15 protein-coding genes are annotated in these 18245 nt (G+C 71.2%); 12 read left to right on the forward strand and 3 right to left on the reverse strand.

Going from position 1 to position 18245, the window contains the following annotated elements:
- Positions 1 to 2: 2 nt before the first annotated feature.
- Positions 3 to 2111 carry a glycogen debranching protein GlgX gene (gene glgX, locus AQI88_RS13910; protein WP_066997516.1) on the reverse strand — a complete coding sequence of 703 codons (2109 nt, stop codon included), beginning with the start codon at positions 2109 to 2111 and terminating at the stop codon, positions 3 to 5.
- 197 nt (positions 2112 to 2308) lie between these two features.
- Here glgX and AQI88_RS13915 point away from each other — a divergent pair, with 197 nt between their 5' ends.
- The 4 genes from AQI88_RS13915 (at position 2309) to AQI88_RS13930 (ending at position 6696) form a co-directional block, all read left to right on the forward strand.
- Complete coding sequence (locus AQI88_RS13915; RefSeq protein ID WP_066997519.1) at positions 2309 to 3124, forward strand: Tat pathway signal sequence domain protein; 816 nt, start codon at positions 2309 to 2311, stop codon at positions 3122 to 3124.
- A gap of 58 nt (positions 3125 to 3182) precedes the next feature.
- The gene (locus AQI88_RS13920) at positions 3183 to 4523 is read left to right on the forward strand and encodes a copper amine oxidase (protein WP_079057555.1); all 1341 of its coding nucleotides are present in this window, start codon (positions 3183 to 3185) and stop codon (positions 4521 to 4523) included.
- A gap of 103 nt (positions 4524 to 4626) precedes the next feature.
- Complete coding sequence (locus AQI88_RS13925; protein WP_079057556.1) at positions 4627 to 5868, forward strand: SAV2148 family HEPN domain-containing protein; 1242 nt, start codon at positions 4627 to 4629, stop codon at positions 5866 to 5868.
- A gap of 102 nt (positions 5869 to 5970) precedes the next feature.
- A complete protein-coding gene (locus AQI88_RS13930; protein WP_066997524.1) occupies positions 5971 to 6696 on the forward strand; it encodes a 3'-5' exonuclease in 726 nt (241 codons plus the stop codon).
- Between the two features lie 102 nt (positions 6697 to 6798).
- Here AQI88_RS13930 and AQI88_RS13935 read toward each other — a convergent pair whose 3' ends face one another.
- Positions 6799 to 7662, reverse strand: coding sequence for a phosphotransferase enzyme family protein (locus AQI88_RS13935; RefSeq protein WP_066997527.1), 864 nt, complete (start codon positions 7660 to 7662; stop codon positions 6799 to 6801).
- Between the two features lie 166 nt (positions 7663 to 7828).
- Between AQI88_RS13935 and AQI88_RS13940 the strand changes: the two genes are divergently transcribed.
- From AQI88_RS13940 to mgt, 4 genes are all read left to right on the forward strand, one after another.
- On the forward strand, positions 7829 to 8752 hold the full coding sequence (locus tag AQI88_RS13940) for a carbohydrate ABC transporter permease (protein WP_208615778.1): 924 nt from the start codon (positions 7829 to 7831) through the stop codon (positions 8750 to 8752).
- The gene (locus AQI88_RS13945; protein ID WP_066997534.1) at positions 8749 to 9582 is read left to right on the forward strand and encodes a carbohydrate ABC transporter permease; all 834 of its coding nucleotides are present in this window, start codon (positions 8749 to 8751) and stop codon (positions 9580 to 9582) included. Before AQI88_RS13940 ends, AQI88_RS13945 begins: the two co-directional genes overlap by 4 nt.
- Entirely contained in the window at positions 9582 to 10862 is a 1281-nt protein-coding gene (locus AQI88_RS13950; protein WP_066997538.1) for an ABC transporter substrate-binding protein, read from the forward strand. Before AQI88_RS13945 ends, AQI88_RS13950 begins: the two co-directional genes overlap by 1 nt.
- Positions 10863 to 10923: 61 nt before the next feature.
- On the forward strand, positions 10924 to 12138 hold the full coding sequence (gene mgt, locus AQI88_RS13955; protein ID WP_317931426.1) for a macrolide-inactivating glycosyltransferase: 1215 nt from the start codon (positions 10924 to 10926) through the stop codon (positions 12136 to 12138).
- A 60-nt stretch (positions 12139 to 12198) separates the two neighbouring features.
- On the opposite strand, the gene AQI88_RS13960 is transcribed toward mgt, so the two are convergent.
- The gene (locus AQI88_RS13960) at positions 12199 to 14448 is read right to left on the reverse strand and encodes an MMPL family transporter (protein ID WP_107118552.1); all 2250 of its coding nucleotides are present in this window, start codon (positions 14446 to 14448) and stop codon (positions 12199 to 12201) included.
- A gap of 397 nt (positions 14449 to 14845) precedes the next feature.
- Between AQI88_RS13960 and AQI88_RS13965 the strand changes: the two genes are divergently transcribed.
- The 4 genes from AQI88_RS13965 to AQI88_RS13980 all read left to right on the forward strand — a co-directional run bounded on the left by AQI88_RS13965 (position 14846) and on the right by AQI88_RS13980 (position 18232).
- Entirely contained in the window at positions 14846 to 15397 is a 552-nt protein-coding gene (locus AQI88_RS13965) for a DUF1697 domain-containing protein (protein ID WP_066997542.1), read from the forward strand.
- 47 nt (positions 15398 to 15444) lie between these two features.
- A complete protein-coding gene (locus AQI88_RS13970; RefSeq protein WP_066997545.1) occupies positions 15445 to 16470 on the forward strand; it encodes a ketopantoate reductase family protein in 1026 nt (341 codons plus the stop codon).
- A gap of 147 nt (positions 16471 to 16617) precedes the next feature.
- Positions 16618 to 17517, forward strand: a complete 900-nt coding sequence (locus AQI88_RS13975; protein WP_066997548.1) for a sigma-70 family RNA polymerase sigma factor — start codon at positions 16618 to 16620, stop codon at positions 17515 to 17517.
- A 67-nt stretch (positions 17518 to 17584) separates the two neighbouring features.
- Positions 17585 to 18232, forward strand: a complete 648-nt coding sequence (locus tag AQI88_RS13980) for a mycothiol-dependent nitroreductase Rv2466c family protein (RefSeq protein ID WP_066997551.1) — start codon at positions 17585 to 17587, stop codon at positions 18230 to 18232.
- Positions 18233 to 18245 lie beyond the last annotated feature (13 nt).

Below are 18245 nucleotides of genomic sequence, written 5' to 3' on the forward strand. Positions count from 1 at the left end.
GGTCAGGCGGGCCGCTGCAGCACCGTCAGGCTGCGGTCCGGCAGAGTGATCCGTTCGCCCGCCGCGACCTTGCCTCCCGTCCCCGGCGGGACCCCCTCCGGGCGGGCCGTGTCGACGACCACCTGCCACTGCCGCCCGTGGTCGACCGGCACCAGGAAGTCCAGCGGCCCGGGCGAGGCGTTGAACATGAGCAGGAAGGAGTCGTCGGTGATCCGCTCCCCGCGCGGACCGGGTTCGGAGATCGCGTTGCCGTTCAGGAACACCGTCAGCGCGGACGCCTGCGCCGAGTCCCAGTCCCGCTGGGCCATCTCGCCGCCCTCGGGGGTGAACCAGGCGATGTCGGACAGCTCGTCGTGGGTGCCCTCCACCGGCCGCCCGTGGAAGAAGCGCCGTCGGCGCAGGACCGGGTGGTCGCGGCGCAGCCAGACCATCGCGCGGACGAACTCCAGCAGGTCGCCGCCGTCCTCGGGCCACGCCACCCAGGACACCTCGCTGTCCTGGCAGTAGGCGTTGTTGTTGCCGCGCTGGGTGCGGGCGAACTCGTCGCCGTGGCTGAGCATCGGCACGCCCTGGGACAGCATCAGCGTGGCGAGGAAGTTCCGCATCTGGCGGGCGCGCAGCCCGAGCACGCCCGGGTCGTCGGTCTCGCCCTCCGCCCCGCAGTTCCAGGAGCGGTTGTGGCTCTCTCCGTCCCGGTTGTCCTCGCCGTTGGCCCGGTTGTGCTTGTCGTTGTACGCGACGAGGTCGTGCAGGGTGAAGCCGTCGTGGCAGGTCACGAAGTTGATGGAGGCGAGCGGGCGGCGTCCGTCGTCCTGGTAGAGGTCCGAGGAGCCGGTCAGCCGGGAGGCGAACTCCGCGAGCGCCCGCGGCTCGCCCCGCCACAGGTCCCGGACGGTGTCGCGGTACTTGCCGTTCCACTCGGTCCACAGCGGCGGGAAGTTGCCCACCTGGTAGCCGCCCTCGCCCACGTCCCACGGCTCGGCGATCAGCTTCACCTGGGAGACCACCGGGTCCTGCTGCACCAGGTCGAAGAACGACGACAGCCGGTCCACCTCGTGGAACTGCCGGGCGAGCGTCGCCGCGAGGTCGAAACGGAAGCCGTCGACGTGCATCTCGGTGACCCAGTACCGCAGCGAGTCCATGATCAGCTGGAGCACGTGCGGGGACCGCATCAGCAGCGAGTTCCCGGTGCCCGTGGTGTCCGTGTAGTAGCGCGGATCGTCCGCGAGCCGGTAGTACGACGGATTGTCGAGGCCCTTGAAGGACAGCGTCGGGCCCAGATGGTTGCCCTCGGCGGTGTGGTTGTAGACCACGTCCAGGATGACCTCGATCCCGGCCTCGTGCAGCGCCCGGACCGCCGACTTGAACTCCAGGACCTGCTGGCCGCGGTCGCCCCAGGAGGCGTACGTGTTGTGCGGGGCGAAGAAACCGACGGTGTTGTAGCCCCAGTAGTTGTTCAGGCCCATGTCGACCAGCCGGTGGTCGTTCACGAACTGGTGGACGGGCATCAGCTCCAGCGCCGTCACCCCGAGCCTGGTCAGGTGGTCGATGATCGCCGGATGGGCGAGGGCCGCGTACGTGCCGCGCAGTTCCTCCGGGAGCCCCGGGTGGCGCATGGTCAGGCCCTTCACATGGGCCTCGTAGATCACCGTGTGGTGGTACTCGGTGCGCGGGGGCCGGTCGTCGCCCCAGTCGAAGTACGGGTTGATCACCACCGAGGTCATGGTGTGCGGCGCCGAGTCCAGGTCGTTGCGCCGGTCGGGGGCGCCGAAGTGGTAGCCGTACACCTCCTCGCCCCACCGGACGGCCCCGCTGATCGCCTTCGCGTACGGGTCGAGCAGCAGCTTCGCGGAATTGCAGCGCAGCCCGCGCTCGGGGGCGTACGGGCCGTGCCCCCGGAACCCGTACCGCTGTCCCGGCATGACGCCCGGCACGTACGCGTGCCGCACGAACGCGTCGCTCTCGCGCAGTTCCACCGCCGTCTCCGAGCCGTCATCGTGCAGCAGACACAGCTCTACTCGGTCCGCGGCCTCCGTGAAGACCGCGAAATTGGTTCCGGCGCCGTCATAGGTGGCGCCGAGCGGATACGCCTCTCCAGGCCAGACCTGCATGGACACGACTCTTCCAGGTGTGCCGCCCCGCCGGGGGCGCGTTGGGCGTGAGTCTCCTCGAAAGTGAGGGAACCTCCTGTGACTTACGCCCCTCTTACCGGCCGACCAGTGCATACGGCGACTCGACCACCTGCCGTGTGCCGAACCAGTGGGGCAGACACGTACTCCCGTGGAAGTTGGGGGAGTAGGGGGAAGATGTGCGCGAGATAGTGCACCGCCATCTGGGCAAGATGGTGGCCGGTGCGGCCCTGGCGGTGGCGGGGACCGCCGCGATGGTCGCGATCACCCTGCCCGGCACGGCAGGGGCGGACGAAACGGGAGGAACCAAGGGCGGTGGCACCGGCGCCGCGCAGGTGGCGGGTCAGGGGCCGGACGGGGCCCCGCCGGGTGTGGTGGAGCAGGCGCCCGCCGAGGGCAGGAAGGGCACGGGCCGCGACCCGCTGACCGACGACGAGATCCAGCGGGTCGAGAAGATCGCCCTGAACCAGCAGCTGCTCCATACGGGCGAGAACGTCGACGGAGGCCGCGGTCCGCAGCGCCTCAGCGTGGACCTGGCCGACCCGGATACGGACGAACTGGACGACCCGAACGCGCCGCGCCAGGCCGTCGTGACCTTCTACGACTACAAGACCGACTCGCTCGTCACCAAGACGGTCGACCTGGGGACCGGCAAGGTCGAGCGGACTGTCGTCAGCCAGGGCGTCCAGCCGCCGCTGAGCCGTGCCGAGAACGCCGAGGCGGCCAAGCTGCTGATCGCCGACCCGCTGGGCGCGGGCCTCAAGGCGGACTACAAGGACGCCACCGGCCACGAACTGACCTCCCCGGACCAGCTCCAGCTCGACGGTGCGGTGTTCCGAGCCGTCCCCGGCGCCCAGCCCGCCGCTCTCGACAAGTGCGGCGAGCACCGCTGTGTGCGGCTGTTCCCGAAGGTCAAGAACGGCCCGTGGATCGACGCCCGGTCGCTGATCGTCGACCTGAGCGCCCGCAAGGTCGCCAAGCTCGACCGCCACTGAGCGGCAGCCGTCAGTTCACTTTTCCCACTTGCTTCTCCTGTAGGGGAGTCACTTCGTCATGCGCGTACAGCGTTCGATCAGCGGCGTCCGGCCGCGGAGAATCAGCCGCACCCGCACCCGGGCAGCCGTCGGTCTCACCGTGGCAGCACTCACCGCCGGTGTGACGGCCGGCGCGGGGCCGGCCGTCGCCCAGCCCAAGACCGCCGCCGCGGCGGCCGCCGACTGCAGCGCCGCCTACAAGATCGAGCAGAAGCTCTCCACCGGCACCACCTGGCGCATGTGCTGGCGCTACGACAGCAAGGCCGGCCTCGTCCTGGAGAACGTCTCCTACCAGCCCAAGGGGGAGTCGAAGCCGATCAAGGTCCTCAACAGCGGCCGCCTCGCCCAGATCGACGTCCCCTACGACGACGGCAGCGTCGAGTACGACGACCTGACCGGCTTCGGCTTCGCCCAGGGCCTGGTGGACCTGGCGCCGGGCGAATGTCCCGGCGGCACCATCAAGACCGTCCGCGTCCCGGACGGTGACCCGGAGCACCCGAACGTCAAGGGCCTGTGCACGACCACCCGTTCGCGCGGTCATGCCTACCGTATGCAGGGCGACACCGCGAACAAGGTCTTCCAGACGCAGGGCAAGGACCTGCTCGTGTACACGGTCAACAAGGTCGGCTGGTACGAGTACATGACCGAGTGGCGCTTCCAGGACGACGGCACGATCAACATGAACGTCGGAGCCACCGGCAGCCTCTCCTTCGAGGACTACGACGCCGGCGACGGCCGCGGCTGGCCCATCGGCAAGGGCGCCAAGGCCTACGCCACCAGCCACAGCCACAACGTCTTCTGGCGGCTGGACTTCGGCCTCGACGGCTCCTCCAAGACGAACGTCGAGCAGTACGACTCGGCCGTCACCGCGCCCGCCCACGGACAGCAGGCCCCGACCAACAAGACCACCCGCACCAAGGTCACCAAGGAGCTCGCGGGCGACTCCAAGACCTATCGCTGGTGGCGAGTGGTCAGCGAGACCGGCAAGAACAAGGACGGGCACGCCCGTTCGTACGAGATCGTCCCCGGTCCGACCACGAAGTACCCGGGGCGCAGCTTCACCAGGCACGACGTGTACTTCACCGAGTACAACAAGTGCGAGCAGTTCGCCAGCAACAATCCGAGCTGCCCTCGCGGTTATGCCACGTCCGTCGACAAGTGGGTCAACGGCCAGCCCCTCACACACCCCGTCGTCTGGATGAATGTGGGCTTCCACCACATAGCCCGGGACGAGGACCAGCAGCCCATGCCCATTCACTGGCAGGGCTTCGCCATCGCCCCGAGGGACGTCACGGCTATGAATCCGCTCACTCCCGACGAGCTGGCGTGGCAGAACGGTCATTGGCGGCCGCGTAGTTGAGAAACCGACCTGTCCATCCGGCTGCATCGCCGACCGCTCCCGGAGTACCCTTCCTTGATCGTTGAGACGGGGAAGGCCCGGGGTGGCGGAAGGCGGTGCACGGGTGGGCTCGGGAGGGCTGGAGCTGCCCCCTGGTGACGAGGGTCACGAGGGGAACTCCACAGACGTCCCGCCCGGTGCGGTGTCCCTGGCCCGGCCGATGGACGCGGCGGGGTCCATCGGGCCGGAACTGGACTGGGACGCCGACGCCTGGCTGGAAGTGCGCACCCGCGCCCAGCGGGCGGGCCGGGCCTACATCTGGCTGAACCTCGTGGAACAGCGGCTGCGCACGGTCGTGGCCGCCGTGCTGCGCCCCATCTACGAACCCGTCCACGGGGACGACTGGGTGGTGGCCGCGGCCGGACCCGCCGGACAGGAATGGGTGCAGCGCGCCGTCGCCGTACGCGAGGTCAGCCGCCGCAAGGGCTACTTGCTCGACCCGGCCGACGACAACGTGCTCAGCTTCCTCACCCTCCCGCAGCTGCGCGAGCTGATGGTGCAGCACTGGCCGTGCTTCGAGCCGTACTTCGATGAGCGCCGCGACCTCGAACTCGCTCTGGACGAGCTGGAAGTGACCCGCAACGTCGTCTCCCGCAACCGGGCCCTGTCCGAGGCCGTCCTGAACCAGGCCGAGCGGGCCTCGGCCCGGCTGCTGGAGATGCTCGGTGCGGGCGGTGACGTCCCCTCCGCGCGCCGGCTGCCCGTCGACGCGGTCGAGGACCTGGTCGGCGACCGGTACGCGGACGTGGTCGCCGTCCACCCCGACCGGGTGCGGCTCCAGCGCCAGTTCCCGGCCGAGGACATCTTCGGGGGCGCCCGCCGGCTCGACGCCATCGGCATCGGCCTCAACCTGCTGGTGCAGAACTTCTCCGGCCGGCGCCTGGTCCGCCTCGCCGAGTCCGGCTGCCGGGTGCGGCTCCTCTTCCTCAACCCGGCCTCCAGCGCGGTGAAGCGCCGCGAGCGCGAACTCGGGATGAAACGGGGCGAACTGAGCCGGTCCGTCGAGATGAACATCCTGCACATGCGCCGGGTGCGGTCCCGGCTGCGCGACCCCGGCGCCTTCGAGATCCAGGTCTACGACGAGACGCCCCGCTTCACCGCCTACCTCGTGGACGGAGACGGCGCCGACGGCATCGCCGTGGTGCAGTCCTATCTGCGCGGGGCGCGCGGGATGGAGTCGCCGGTGCTGGTGCTGCGCAACGGCAGCCGGCTGGTCAAGTCGGACGATGTGCTCGAAGGTGGACTATTCCCGACATACCGCGAGGAATTCGAGCTGTCCTGGGTGGATTCGCGCCCGGTGTCCTGAGCCGTCCGGCCCGGCAAGCGGAACGCGGTCCTCGGATTGTCAGTGCCCCATGCGATGGTGGAGGCCACTGGGGGAAAGCACCACCAAGAAGGGGGGCCGCCCATGGGCTGGCACCGGGAGCTGCTGATCGGCTTCGACCTGGAGACGACCGGGACCGATCCGCGCGAGGCGCGCATCGTCACCGGCGCGGTGATCGAGGTCAGGGCCGGTGAGCCCATGGGGCGCCGGGAATGGCTGGCGGATCCGGGCGTGGAGATCCCGGCCGACGCGGTGGCGGTGCACGGCATCAGCAACGCACGCGCGGCGGCCGAGGGCCGCCCGGCCGACGAGGTGGCCGACGCCATCGCGGATGTGCTGGTCTCCTACTGGAAGACGGGAGTGCCGGTCGTCGCCTACAACGCGGCCTTCGACCTGACCCTGCTCTCCGCCGAACTGCGTCGGTACGGCCTGCCGTCCCTCTCCGACCGGCTCGGCGGCCTCGACCCGGCGCCGGTCGTCGACCCGTACACCATCGACCGCTGGGTCGACCGCTACCGCCGCGGCAAGCGGAACCTGGAAGCGGTCTGCGCCGAATACGGCATAGTCCTCGACTCGGCCCACAACGCCTCGGCCGACGCCCTCGCCGCGGCCCGCCTCGCCTCCGCGATAGCCGACCGCCACCCGAAGATCGCATCCCTGGGCCCGGCGGAACTGCACCGGCGGCAGATCGAGTGGTACGCCGAGTGGGCGGCGGACTTCCAGGCGTTCCTGCGCCGCAAGGGGGATGCGGAGGCGGTGGTGGACGGCGTGTGGCCGCTGTGGGAGCCGGCGGAGAGCCGGCCTGCGTAGGCTGCAGGGCGCAAGCGGCACCCCGTCAGTGCCGGGCTGCGCGACTCCCCGGCCTCAGCACCGACATCGGGCGTCTGAAGGACGCCGGAGCGTGCAGCAACCTCAGAACGAACACCACCGCACCGTCTCATCCCCGTCCCGCAACGACGCCACCCGCCGGCGAAACTCGGCCAGCGCCTTCGGATTGCTCGGCGCATGCTGCGCAACCCACGCACAGCTGGCCGTCTCGCGAGCCCCGCGGAGCACCCCGCAGCCCTCCCACTCCCGCACGTCCCAGCCGTAGGCCTCGGTGAAGGAGTCGTACGCCTCGGCGGGCAGGCCGTAGCGGTCGCGGGAGAGGGCCATGACCACCAGGTCGTGCTCGCGCAGGTCGGCGGAGAAGGTCTCCAGGTCGACCAGGACCGGACCCTCGGGGCCTATGTGCACATTGCGGGGCAGCGCGTCGCCATGGATCGGCCCCGGCGTCAGATGCGGCGTCAGCGCTGCCGCGGCCGCCGCGAAGCCGTCCCGGCGCGCACGCAGATACGCCACGTCCTCGGGGTCGATCGCTTCGCCCGCGAGCCGCAGCCAGCGCTCCACACCGCCCAGCAGTTCGCGGGGCGGGAGAGGGAAAGGGGGAGAGGGAAGTGCGTGCACGATCCGCAGCAGCCGGGCCAGATCACGCGGCTCGGCCGGTCGTACCGGGTCGGGCAGCCGGTGCCACACGGTCACCGGGTGCCCCTCGACCAGCAGCGGCTCGGGCTCGGCCGCCCGCACCGCGGGCACGTCCGCCCCGGCCAGCCAGCCGGCGATGTCCAGCTCGCGCCGGGCCCGCTCCAGCAGTTCGGCGTCGCGGCCCACCTTGACCACCAGGTCACCGGCGGCGAACACCGCGTTCTCACCGAGGGCGAGGAGTCGTGCGTCCCGTGCCCGGCCCGGCAGCACCTTCGCCGCGGCCAGTACGTCCCGCGCCCGTGCCTCGTCCATCGTCCGCCTCCGTGCCGTTCTTCCCGTGCCGTGCGTGTCCGGTCTTCGGCCAGTCTCGCATTCGCACAGGTCGGACCGTGTGCGCGGGCCCTTGACGAGGTTCCGCCCCTTCACGACCATGAACACGCCAACCGGACCTGGCAAAGGGGCTGATTCCGTGACATCTATGGCCGCAGCGACACGACCGGCCGGACGCGCCGCCGGACGCACGGCAGGACGTGCGGCCGGTCACGGCGCCTGGTTCCTGGTCCTGCCCGCCCTGATCCCGATCCTCGTCCTGAGCGTGGGCCCGCTGCTGTACGGCATCCTGCTGGCGTTCACCGACGCCCAGTCCGGCCGGACCGCGGCCACCCGGTGGATCGGCACCCTCAACTTCCGGGACCTGTGGCACGACACGCTGTTCTGGGAGTCGTTCCGGATCGGGCTGGTGTGGGCGGTCGGCGTGACCGTGCCCCAGTTCCTGCTGGCCCTCGGCCTCGCTCTCCTGCTCAACGAGGAGTTACGGCTGCGCCGGCTCGCCCGCGCCCTCGCGATCGTTCCGTGGGCCATGCCCGAGGTCGTCGTCGGCATCATGTGGCGGCTGGTCTACAACCCGGACGCGGGTGTGCTCAACGAGACCTTGCGCGACCTGGGCCTCGGCGACGGCCGGGACTGGCTCAGCAGCCTCGCCACCGCGCTGCCCGCCGTCATCGTCGTCGGCATCTGGGCGGGCATGCCGCAGACCACGGTCGCCCTGCTCGCCGGGCTGCAGAACACCCCGCGCGAACTGCACGAGGCGGCGGCCGTGGACGGCGCCGGCGCCTGGCGCCGCTTCCGCACGGTCACCTGGCCCGCCCTCAGACCGGTGGCCCTGGCCATCACCGCCCTCAATCTCATCTGGAACGTCAACTCCTTCGCCCTGGTGTACGTGCTGACGAACGGCGGGCCCGGCGGAAAGACCCGGCTGCCCATGCTGTTCGCCTACGAAGAGGCCTTCCGCTACGGTCAGTTCGGATACGCGGCGGCGATGGGATGCGTGCTGGTCGCGGTGGTCTCGATCCTGCTCGCGGTGTTCCTGGCGGGCCGGCTGCGGGGCGGTGAGGACGCATGAGGACCCGCCCCGCGGCGCGCGCCGGCCAGTACGCCGCCCTGCTCGCCTACCTCGTCTTCCTGGCCTTCCCGCTCCTGTGGCTGCTGTCCACCGCGTTCAAGTCACCGCGCGAGCTGGGCAGTCTCCATCCCTCCTGGATCCCGCGCCACCCCACCCCGGGCAACTTCCGGCAGGCCTTCGACGAGCAGCCGCTGCTGCACGCCGCCCTCAACTCCCTGCTCGTGGCGCTCGGAGCCACCCTCATCGCCGTACTGCTCGCGACACCGATGGCCTACGTCATGGCGCGGCACCGCTCCCCGCTGTCCCGGGCGGCGACCGGATGGGTGGTGGTCAGTCAGGCGTTTCCGTTCGTGCTGGTGATCATCCCGCTGTTCCTGGTGCTGAAGCACCTGCGGCTGATCGACTCCCTGTTCGGGCTGGTCCTGGTGTACGTGGTGTGGGCGCTGCCGTTCGCGCTGTGGATGCTCACGGGCTACGTCAGGGCCGTGCCCGCCGAGCTGGAGGAGGCGGCGGCCGTCGACGGGGCCGGGCGGCTCAGGACCCTGGTGTCGGTGACGGCGCCGCTGCTCGCGCCGGGGATCGCGGCGACGGCGCTGTTCGCGTTCGTCACCGCGTGGAACGAGTTCTTCTTCGCGCTCGTGCTGCTGAAGAGTCCGGGCAGGCAGACCCTCCCGGTCGTCCTCACCCACTTCATCGGCGCGGAGGGTGTCGCCGACCTCGGCCCGCTGGCCGCGGCCGCGTTCCTCGCCACGCTGCCCTCCCTGCTCCTGTTCGCCCTCATCCAACGGCGGATCACGGGCGGGCTGCTCGCCGGGGCGGTGAAGAGCTGATGCGGACCAGAGCCGTCGCGGCGCTCGTCGTACTCCTCCTGCTCCTCGCGGGCTGCTCGTCGGGAGGCGGCCGGCAGGGCGGGCCGATCACCCTGCGCTTCCAGTCCCTGGCCTGGCAGCAGGAGTCCGTCGCCGCCAACCGGGAACTGGTGAAGGAGTGGAACGCGACCCACCCAGAGGTGAAGGTCGAGTACATCCAGGGGAGTTGGGACAGCGTCCATGACCAGCTGCTCACCTCCTTCGAGGGCGGCGAGGCCCCGGACGTCATCCACGACGCCTCCGACGACCTCGCCGACTTCGCCTACGGCGGCTACCTCGCGGACCTCACCGGCCTGCTGTCGGCCCGGCTCAAGTCCGGTATTCCGCAGCGAAGTTGGGAGACGGCGACCTTCGGGGACGGGATCTACGGCGTGCCCTTCCTCCAGGAGCCCCGGGTGCTGATCGCGAACGCGGCCTGGCTGCGCAGGTCAGGGGTCCGCATACCGACACCCGGACACCCCTGGAGCTGGGCGGAGTTCCGGCAGATCACCGGGCAGCTCGGCGGCGACGGGAAGTACGGCGTGGCCTGGCCGCTGAAGGAACCCGTCTCCGCCACGCTCAACCTCGGCCTGTCGGCGGGCGGGCAGCTCTTCCACCGGGGCGCCGACGGCAAGGTGACCGTCCGCTTCGAGGCCGGTGACGCGGTCGTACCCCGCACCATCCACGACCAGCTGGCCACCGACCGCAGTGCCCCCGCCTCGACGCTGGGCAGCGGCGGCTCGGACACGCTGCCCGGCTTCTTCGCCGGCCGGTACGCGATGGTGCCGCTGGGCTTCTCCTACCGGCAGCAGATCGTGCAGCAGGCCCCGAAGGGCTTCGACTGGGAGGTGCTGCCCGCTCCCGCGGGCGCCGACGGACTCGCCCAGGGCGTCAGCCCGCAGACCCTGTCCATCGCCGCGGACTGCCCGCACAAGAAGGAGGCGGCCGGGTTCATCGACTTCCTGCTGCGGCCGAAGAACATGGTCCGCCTCGCCCTCGGTGACTGGCTGCTGCCCACCGGCACCCAGGCCCTGAAGGACCCCGCGCTGCACACCGCGGAGAACGGCTGGGCCACCGGCACCGCCCTGGCGTCCCGCCTCCGGTCGGCGCCCGCCCAGTCCGTGCGCGGCTATCCGGAGTGGAAGGACAAGGTGGCCACCCCGGCCTTCCAGGAGTACTACAGCGGTTCGATCGGCCTGGCCGAGCTGCGCAGACGCCTGGAGCGGGACGGGAACCTGGTGCTGGCGCGCTACCAGCGCTGACCGTGTGCGGGCGCCGTAATTGAATTGAACGAGACGTATCGTCTCGTCTAGCTTGGGAGGCGTGATCGCTCCCTTTGAACCCGCCCATATCGCCATGTTCTCCATCGCCGCCCACGGCCATGTGAACCCCGGCCTCGAGGTGATCCGTGAACTCGTCGCCCGCGGGCACCGGGTCACGTACGCCATCCCGCCGGCCTTCGCCGAGAAGGTGGCAGCGACGGGAGCCCGGCCCGTGCCCTACAGCTCCACCCTGCCCGGGCCCGATGCCGACCCGGAGGCCTGGGGGACGACCCTGCTGGACAACGTGGAACCTTTCCTGGACGACGCGATCCAGGCGCTTCCCCAGCTGATCGAGGCCTACGCCGGTGACCGGCCCGACCTCGTCCTGCACGACATCACCTCCTACCCGGCCCGCGTCCTCGCCCACCGCTGGGGCGTCCCCGCGATCTCCCTCTCGCCGAACCTCGTCGCCTGGGACGGCTACGAGGAGGAGGTCGCCGAGCCGATGTGGGCGGAGCCGAGGAGGACCGAGCGCGGGCAGGCCTACTACGCCCGCTTCGCGGCCTGGCTGGCGGAGAACGGGATCAGCGAGCACCCGGACCCCTTCGTCGGCCGCCCCGCCCGCTCCCTCGTGCTCATCCCGAAGGCCCTCCAGCCGCACGCCGACCGGGTCGACGAGCGCGTCCACACCTTCGTCGGCGCCTGCCAGGGCGACCGCGCCGACCAGGGCGACTGGCAGCGGCCGGCCGGGGCCGAGAAGGTGGTCCTGGTCTCTCTCGGCTCGGCCTTCACCAAGCAGCCCGCCTTCTACCGCGCATGCCTGCGCGCCTTCGGGGACCTGCCCGGCTGGCACCTGGTCCTCCAGATCGGCAGGCACCTGGACCCCGCCGGGCTGGGCGACGTACCCGGCAACGTCGAAGTGCACAGCTGGGTGCCGCAGTTGGCCGTCCTGCGGCAGGCCGACCTGTTCGTCACGCACGCCGGTGCGGGCGGCAGCCAGGAGGGATTGGCCACCGCCACGCCGATGATCGCCGTGCCGCAGGCCGTCGACCAGTTCGGCAACGCCGACATGCTCCAGTCCCTCGGCGTCGCCCGGCACCTGCCCACCGAGGAGGCCACAGCGAGCCGTCTCCGCGAAGCCGCCCTCGCCCTGGCCGACGACCCGGAGGTGGCCCGGCGACTGAAGGACATCCAGGCCCGGATGGCCGAGGAAGGCGGCACCCGGCGGGCGGCGGACCTGATCGAGGCCGAACTGCCGGGGAGGGGCCAGAGGTAGCCGACACGACAGGGCCCGCCGGTTCCGGGGAACCGGCGGGCCCTCGGGCACCAGGTGGGATCAGACGCCCAGCCGCTCACCCTCGCCGTGCGCGGGGGCCGCCGCGACCGGCTCCGGCGACTCGTCGTGGGTGAGGTCCGGCAGCCGGTGCAGCCACTTCGGCAGGTACCAGTTGCGCTCGCCCAGCAGGGCCATCACGGCCGGCAGCAGCACGCCGCGGATGATCGTGGCGTCGATGAGGACCGCGGCGGCCAGGCCCACGCCCATCTGCTTCATGGACTGCATGGACAGCGTGCCGAAGATCGCGAACACGGCGACCATGATGACGGCGGCACTGGTGACGACACCGGCCGTGGTGACCACACCGTGCTGGATGGCGTCCCTCGTCGTACGGCCGCGCATCCGTGCCTCGCGGATCCGGGAGACCACGAACACGTGGTAGTCCATGGACAGGCCGAACAGGATCACGAAGAGGAACAGCGGCAGCCAGGTGACGATCGCGCCGACGCCCTCCGCGCCCACCAGCGAGGCACCCCAGCCGTGCTGGAAAACGGCGACGAGGATGCCGTAGGCGGCGGCCACCGAGAGCAGGTTGAGCAGGATCGACGTGATCGCGACGGTCAGGGAGCGGAACGACAGCAGCATCAGCAGGAAGGCGAAGACGACCACGAACGCGAAGACCGGGACGACGGAGCCGAGCAGCTGGTCGTTGAAGTCGTGGTTGCCCGCGACTTGTCCGGCGACCGGCGCCTGGACGCCCTCGACCTTGCCGAGGGTGGCCGGCCGGACCTCGTCGCGCAGCTTGTCCAGGCTCTTGACGGCCTGGTCCATGTCGGAGCCGCCGACCAGCGGCACGGAGACCACGGCGACGTTCTGCGCCGCGTGCAGCTTGACGTCGACCGGGCCGCGCGAGGCACCCGAGGAGACCGCCTGCTTGCGGAAGTCGGCCAGCGCCTGGCGCACCTCGGGCGCGTTGATGTCCTTGGCCTTGACGACCACCTGGGCCGGCTCGGAGCCGCCCGGGAACGCCTCGTTCAGATGGTCGTAGGTCTGCACCATCGGCAGCGAGTTGCCGAACTCCTGGTCCAGCGTGAGCTGCTGCGTCTTCATGCCCAGCGCGGGCGCGGCCACCGCCAGCAGCGCACCGACCGCCACGACCACGGAGAGCAGCGGCTTGGCCAGCACGCCCCGCAGCACCGCGGTCCAGAACCGGCTCCCGCTGTCCGGGGCGCGCCTCTGCCGGCGGCGCAGGAACGGGAGCCGCCCCTTCTCGACCCGCTCGCCCAGCAGCGACAGCAGCGCGGGCAGCACCGTCACCGAGCCGACCATGGCGACGGCCACCACCATCATCGAGGCCAGACCCATCGCCTCGAACGTGGCGAGACCGGTGAACAGCATGCCCGCCATCGCCACGCACACGGTGACACCGGAGACGATGACCGCGCGGCCGCTGGTGGCGGCGGCGATCCGCAGCGCGGTGCCCGCGTCCCGCCCGGCGGCCCGCTCCTCGCGCTCCCGGCGCAGGTAGAAGAGGCAGTAGTCGACGCCGACGGCCATACCGACCAGCAGCATCACGGAGTTGGCGGTGTCGCTCATCGCCTGCACATGGCTGACGAGGCCCATCAGGCCCATCGTCGCCATGATCGCGGTGATCGCAAGACCCACCGGAAGCAGCGCGGCCACCAGCGCACCGAAGGCGATCAGCAGGATGCCGAGGGCCACCGGCACCGCCGAGTACTCGGCCTGCTTGAAGTCGTTCCCGAAGGCGTCCTTGTACTGCTTGGTCATGCTGGCGCCGCCGATCTCCTCGATCCGCAGCGAACCATGCGCCTTCTGCACTCCGGCCACGGCGTCCATCACCGGCTGGACCCGGTTGAAGGCGGTGTCCGCTTCGCCGCGCATGTCGAACTGCACCAGCGCGCTGCGGCCGTCCCGGGAGATGGCGTGGGAGTCGTACGGCGAGGTCACGCCGGTGACCTTGCCGGTGTCCCCGACGGCCTTGACGACGTCGGCGACGGCGGTGCGGAACTCGTCGCTCGTGGCCTTGGCGGCGCCGTCCTTGGACTGGATCAGGACGGTCTCCCCGGCCGGCTCCTTGATGCCCGCGTCGTCGATGATCCGCGCGGCGGTGTGCGTCTCGCCCTTGAGCTGGTCGTTCTCGTCCACGTTGACCCGGCCCGCGGCCGAGCCGATTCCCATGGCGAGGACGACGAACAGCACCCATATGCCGACGGCGGCCCAGCGGTGCCGGGCGCTCCAGCCGCCGGCGCGGGCGGCCAGGCCCCGCACGCGCACGTCCGTTTTCCCCATGACGGGCTTTCCCCCTTGTGTGCGGTGACGACCCCCTGCCGCCACGTCTTCGCTTGCTGCACTTCGACGGTATGGGCCGGATAAGGCCGTCTCGTCGTACTGCCCGGTGAAGTACGGCGGCCCCGGCTCACCATGGGGGAGTACAACGGCCCCTTACATCTATCGGTGGTTCTCGGGGGTGGTTGTAGGGGGCGGCCCTCGGGCGGCTCATGGGATGTCCGATCCGCCGAGAGAGATCACCTTTGTGATGACGAAGGCTTGTTGAACAAGTCACAGCTGCGTGTAGGAGTTGATCCGTGCCCTTCCGATCGGCGAGAGTTTCGCGCAGCCCGGCGCGCCCGGGTACGGCCGTCGTGCCCGCCCCCACGGGGCACGACGGCCGTTCTAAGGTGGCCGGATGACGACCTATGCGGCGCTGTTGCGCGGAATCAACGTCGGCGGCAGCAGGAAGCTCCCGATGGCCGAGCTGCGCACGCTCCTGGCCGGCCTCGGCCACGCCGGCGTACGCACCCATCTCCAGAGCGGCCAGGCCGTCTTCAGCACCGACCGCGGTGACGAGGAGTCCCTGGCGGCCGAGTTGACGCAGGCGATCGAGGAGCGGTTCGGCTTCCGGGTCGACGTGCTCGTGCGCGACCACGGCTATCTGAAGGCGGTGGCCGAAGCCTGCCCGTTCCCCGCCGCCGAACTCGCGGCCAGGCAGCTGCACGTCACGTACTTCTCCGCACCCCCCACCCCGGAGCGCTTCGCCCAGATCGACCCCGAGGCCCACCTCCCCGAGGAGTTCCGCCTGGGCGAGCGCTGCCTGTACCTGTACGCCCCGGAGGGCCTCGGCCGCTCCAAGCTCGCCGAGGCACTGTCCCGGCCGCGGATCACCAAGGGCCTGATCGCCACCACCAGGAACTGGAACACCGTGCTCAAACTGGTGGAGTTGACCGCTCCGGAAGGGTGACGGGAGCTCCGGGCAGAGGTCACCAGCCGGTGTGCGAGGCTCTGCCCATGCGCTACATCATCATCGGGGCAGGGGCGGTCGGTGGCACCGTCGGCGGGCGGCTGGCCCAGGCCGGACGCGAGGTCGTGCTCGTCGCCCGCGGCCGGCATCTGGCGGCGCTCGGCGAACACGGGCTGCGGCTGCGGGTGCCGGAGGGCGAACTGACGTACCGGCTGCCCGCGGTCGAGGGACCGGAACCGCTCGGCGAACTGCGCGCCGACGACGTCCTCGTCCTGGCCGTGAAGACCCAGGACACCGCGACCGCCCTGGAGAGCTGGGGCGAGGCGCCGGTGGCGGGCGGCGGGACGGCGGCTGAGCAGCTGCCCCTGGTGTGCCTCCAGAACGGGGTGGAGAGCTCGCGGCTGGCGCTGCGCCGCTTCCGGCAGGTGTACGGCGTCTGCGTCTGGCTGCCTTCGACCTTCGTGGAACCCGGCCTCGTCTCCGCAGCGGGCAGCCCGCTCACCGGCATCCTGCACCTGGGCCGGTATCCGCACGGCACCGACGACACCGCCCGGCGCATCGCCGCCGACCTGGAGGCCGCCCGCTTCGAGGCGCCGGTCGTGCCGGACGTGTCCCGCTGGCAGTACGCCAAGCTGCTCCACAATCTCGGCACCGCCCTGGAAGCGGTGAGCGGGCCCGTCGCCGACGCGCGGGGCCGGGCCCTGTACGCGCGCCTGCGGGCGGAGGGGGAGGCCGTGCTCGACGCCGCCGGGATCGCCTGCGCGAGCGCCGAGGAGCAGAAGCAGGCGCGCGGCGACAAGGTCACCCTGGTCCCGCTCGACGGGGCCCCGCGCGGCGGCGGCTCCTCCTGGCAGTCACTGGCGCGCGGCACCGGCACCATCGAGGCCGACTACCTCAACGGCGAGATCGTCCTCCTCGGCCGCCTGCACGGCGTACCGACTCCGCTGAACGAGCTGCTCCAGCGCCTCGCCAACCGGTTCGCGCGCGAACACCGGCCGGCGGGCTCCCTGCCCGTCAGGGAGCTGGAGCGCCTGGCCGACGAGGCGGTGACGGCCGCCGGGAAAGCGGGCTGAATCGGCGCCGCAAGGAGACTTTGAGGTCTGGGCGAGAGACACCAGGGAACTCTGCCGAGCGGCAGGACAGTTGATCTTCCAGCCGGGTTGGCGTTTCGTATCCCGGGGCTCGCGGTGCGCGGGCGCGAAGCAGGAGACGGGGGAACAGTGGACGAGGTCACAGGAGACAGTGCGCGGCTCGCGGCGCGGTTCGAGGCGGACCGGCCGCATCTGACGGCCGTGGCGTACCGGCTGCTCGGCTCGGCGGCCGAGGCCGAGGACGCCCTGCAGGACGCCTGGCTGCGCGTCCAGCAGGCCGACATCGGCGAGGTCGAAAACCTCACCGGCTGGCTGACCACCGTGGTGACCCGGGTGTGCCTGAACCAGCTGCGGACCCGCCGGAACCGGCGGGAGGACCCCCTCGACGCACAGGAGCAGGACGCGGCCCTCGGCGGCGCGGCGGGCGACCCGGCCCGGGAGGCGCTGCTGGCCGACGAGGTCGGCGTCGCCCTGCTCGTCGTCCTCGACACCCTGGCGCCCGCCGAGCGGGTCGCCTTCGTCCTGCACGACATGTTCGCCGTGCCCTTCGACGAGATCGCCCCGCTGCTGGAGAAGACCCCGGCCGCCACCCGGCAGCTGGCCAGCCGCGCCCGCCGCCGGGTCCGCGGCCGGACCCCCGCGCCCACCGATGACGCCGGCCGCCGCCGCAAGGCCGTCGAGGCCTTCCTGGCCGCGACCCGGGGCGGCGACTTCGCCGCCCTGTTCGCCCTGCTCGCCCCGGACGTGGTGCTGCACGCCGACGCCCGGGTCGTCCCCACGCCCGCACCGATCACGGTCCGCGGCGCCGAATCCGTCGCCCGGGGCGCCATGGCGGCCATGGCCCGCGCCGAGTTCACCGGACTCGCCCTGCTGGACGGCCGGATCGGCCTGGTCATGGCGCCGTACGGGCGCATCCGCCTGGTCCTGGCGTTCACGTTCGACGACGCCGGCCGGATCACGCGGATCGAGGTCGTCGCCGAACCCGAACGCCTGCGGGGGATCGAGGTCTCCAGCCCCCAGAGGCCGTAAGTGGACCAGGGAAACAGGAAGGGATTGGGCCGGGATTCAGCACCATTGGCGGACTAACGTCATTGCCATGACGACGCCTTCCGATCACGCCCGTACGACCGCCCCCGGCCCGGCCACCCGGGTCGACTTCTTCTTCGACCCCGCCTGCCCCTTCGCCTGGATCACCTCCCGCTGGCTGCTGGAGGTCGAGCGCGAGCGCCCGCTCGACCTCCGCTTCCATGCCATGAGCCTCTACCTGCACAACACCGGCAACGAACTCCCCGACTGGTACCGGGACTTGGTCGACCGGTCGATCGGTCCCGTGCGGGTCGCCGTGGCCGCCGCCGAACGGCACGGCGACAAGGTGCTGCGCGACCTGTACACCGCGTTCGGCACCCGGATTCACGAGCAGGGGACCAAGGACTTCGACGCGGTGGTCGCCGAGTCCCTCGCCGAACTCGGGCTTCCCGCCGACCTGGCGGCCGCCGCTCACGACCCTTCGTACGACGAAGCCGTGCGCCGCAGCCACGAGGCGGGCACCGAGCCGGAGTCGGGCGGCTATGTCGGCACGCCCACGATCCATGTCGACGGCACGGTGTGGTTCGGGCCCGTCCTGCGGGCGATTCCGCGCGGTGCCGAGGCGGCGGAACTCTTCGACAGCTTCCGGGTGCTGGCCCGCCACCCCGACTTCTTCGAACTCAAGCGCACCCGCACCGGAGCGCTCCGCTTCGAGTGACCTGATGGATCGG

The sequence above is a fragment of the Streptomyces cellostaticus genome (genome assembly GCF_001513965.1).
GTDB classification, from domain to species: domain Bacteria; phylum Actinomycetota; class Actinomycetes; order Streptomycetales; family Streptomycetaceae; genus Streptomyces; species Streptomyces cellostaticus.

Bases quoted from the DNA above. Each gene is read 5' to 3' on its own strand.
- glgX (WP_066997516.1), bottom strand. From the start codon at position 2,111: ATGCAGGTCTGGCCTGGAGAGGCGTATCCGCTCGGCGCCACCTATGAC.
- AQI88_RS13920 (WP_079057555.1), top strand. From the start codon at position 3,183: ATGCGCGTACAGCGTTCGATCAGCGGCGTCCGGCCGCGGAGAATCAGC.
- AQI88_RS13930 (WP_066997524.1), top strand. From the start codon at position 5,971: ATGGGCTGGCACCGGGAGCTGCTGATCGGCTTCGACCTGGAGACGACC.
- AQI88_RS13935 (WP_066997527.1), bottom strand. From the start codon at position 7,662: ATGGACGAGGCACGGGCGCGGGACGTACTGGCCGCGGCGAAGGTGCTG.
- AQI88_RS13940 (WP_208615778.1), top strand. From the start codon at position 7,829: ATGGCCGCAGCGACACGACCGGCCGGACGCGCCGCCGGACGCACGGCA.
- AQI88_RS13945 (WP_066997534.1), top strand. From the start codon at position 8,749: ATGAGGACCCGCCCCGCGGCGCGCGCCGGCCAGTACGCCGCCCTGCTC.
- AQI88_RS13950 (WP_066997538.1), top strand. From the start codon at position 9,582: ATGCGGACCAGAGCCGTCGCGGCGCTCGTCGTACTCCTCCTGCTCCTC.
- AQI88_RS13960 (WP_107118552.1), bottom strand. From the start codon at position 14,448: ATGGGGAAAACGGACGTGCGCGTGCGGGGCCTGGCCGCCCGCGCCGGC.
- AQI88_RS13965 (WP_066997542.1), top strand. From the start codon at position 14,846: ATGACGACCTATGCGGCGCTGTTGCGCGGAATCAACGTCGGCGGCAGC.
- AQI88_RS13970 (WP_066997545.1), top strand. From the start codon at position 15,445: ATGCGCTACATCATCATCGGGGCAGGGGCGGTCGGTGGCACCGTCGGC.
- AQI88_RS13980 (WP_066997551.1), top strand. From the start codon at position 17,585: ATGACGACGCCTTCCGATCACGCCCGTACGACCGCCCCCGGCCCGGCC.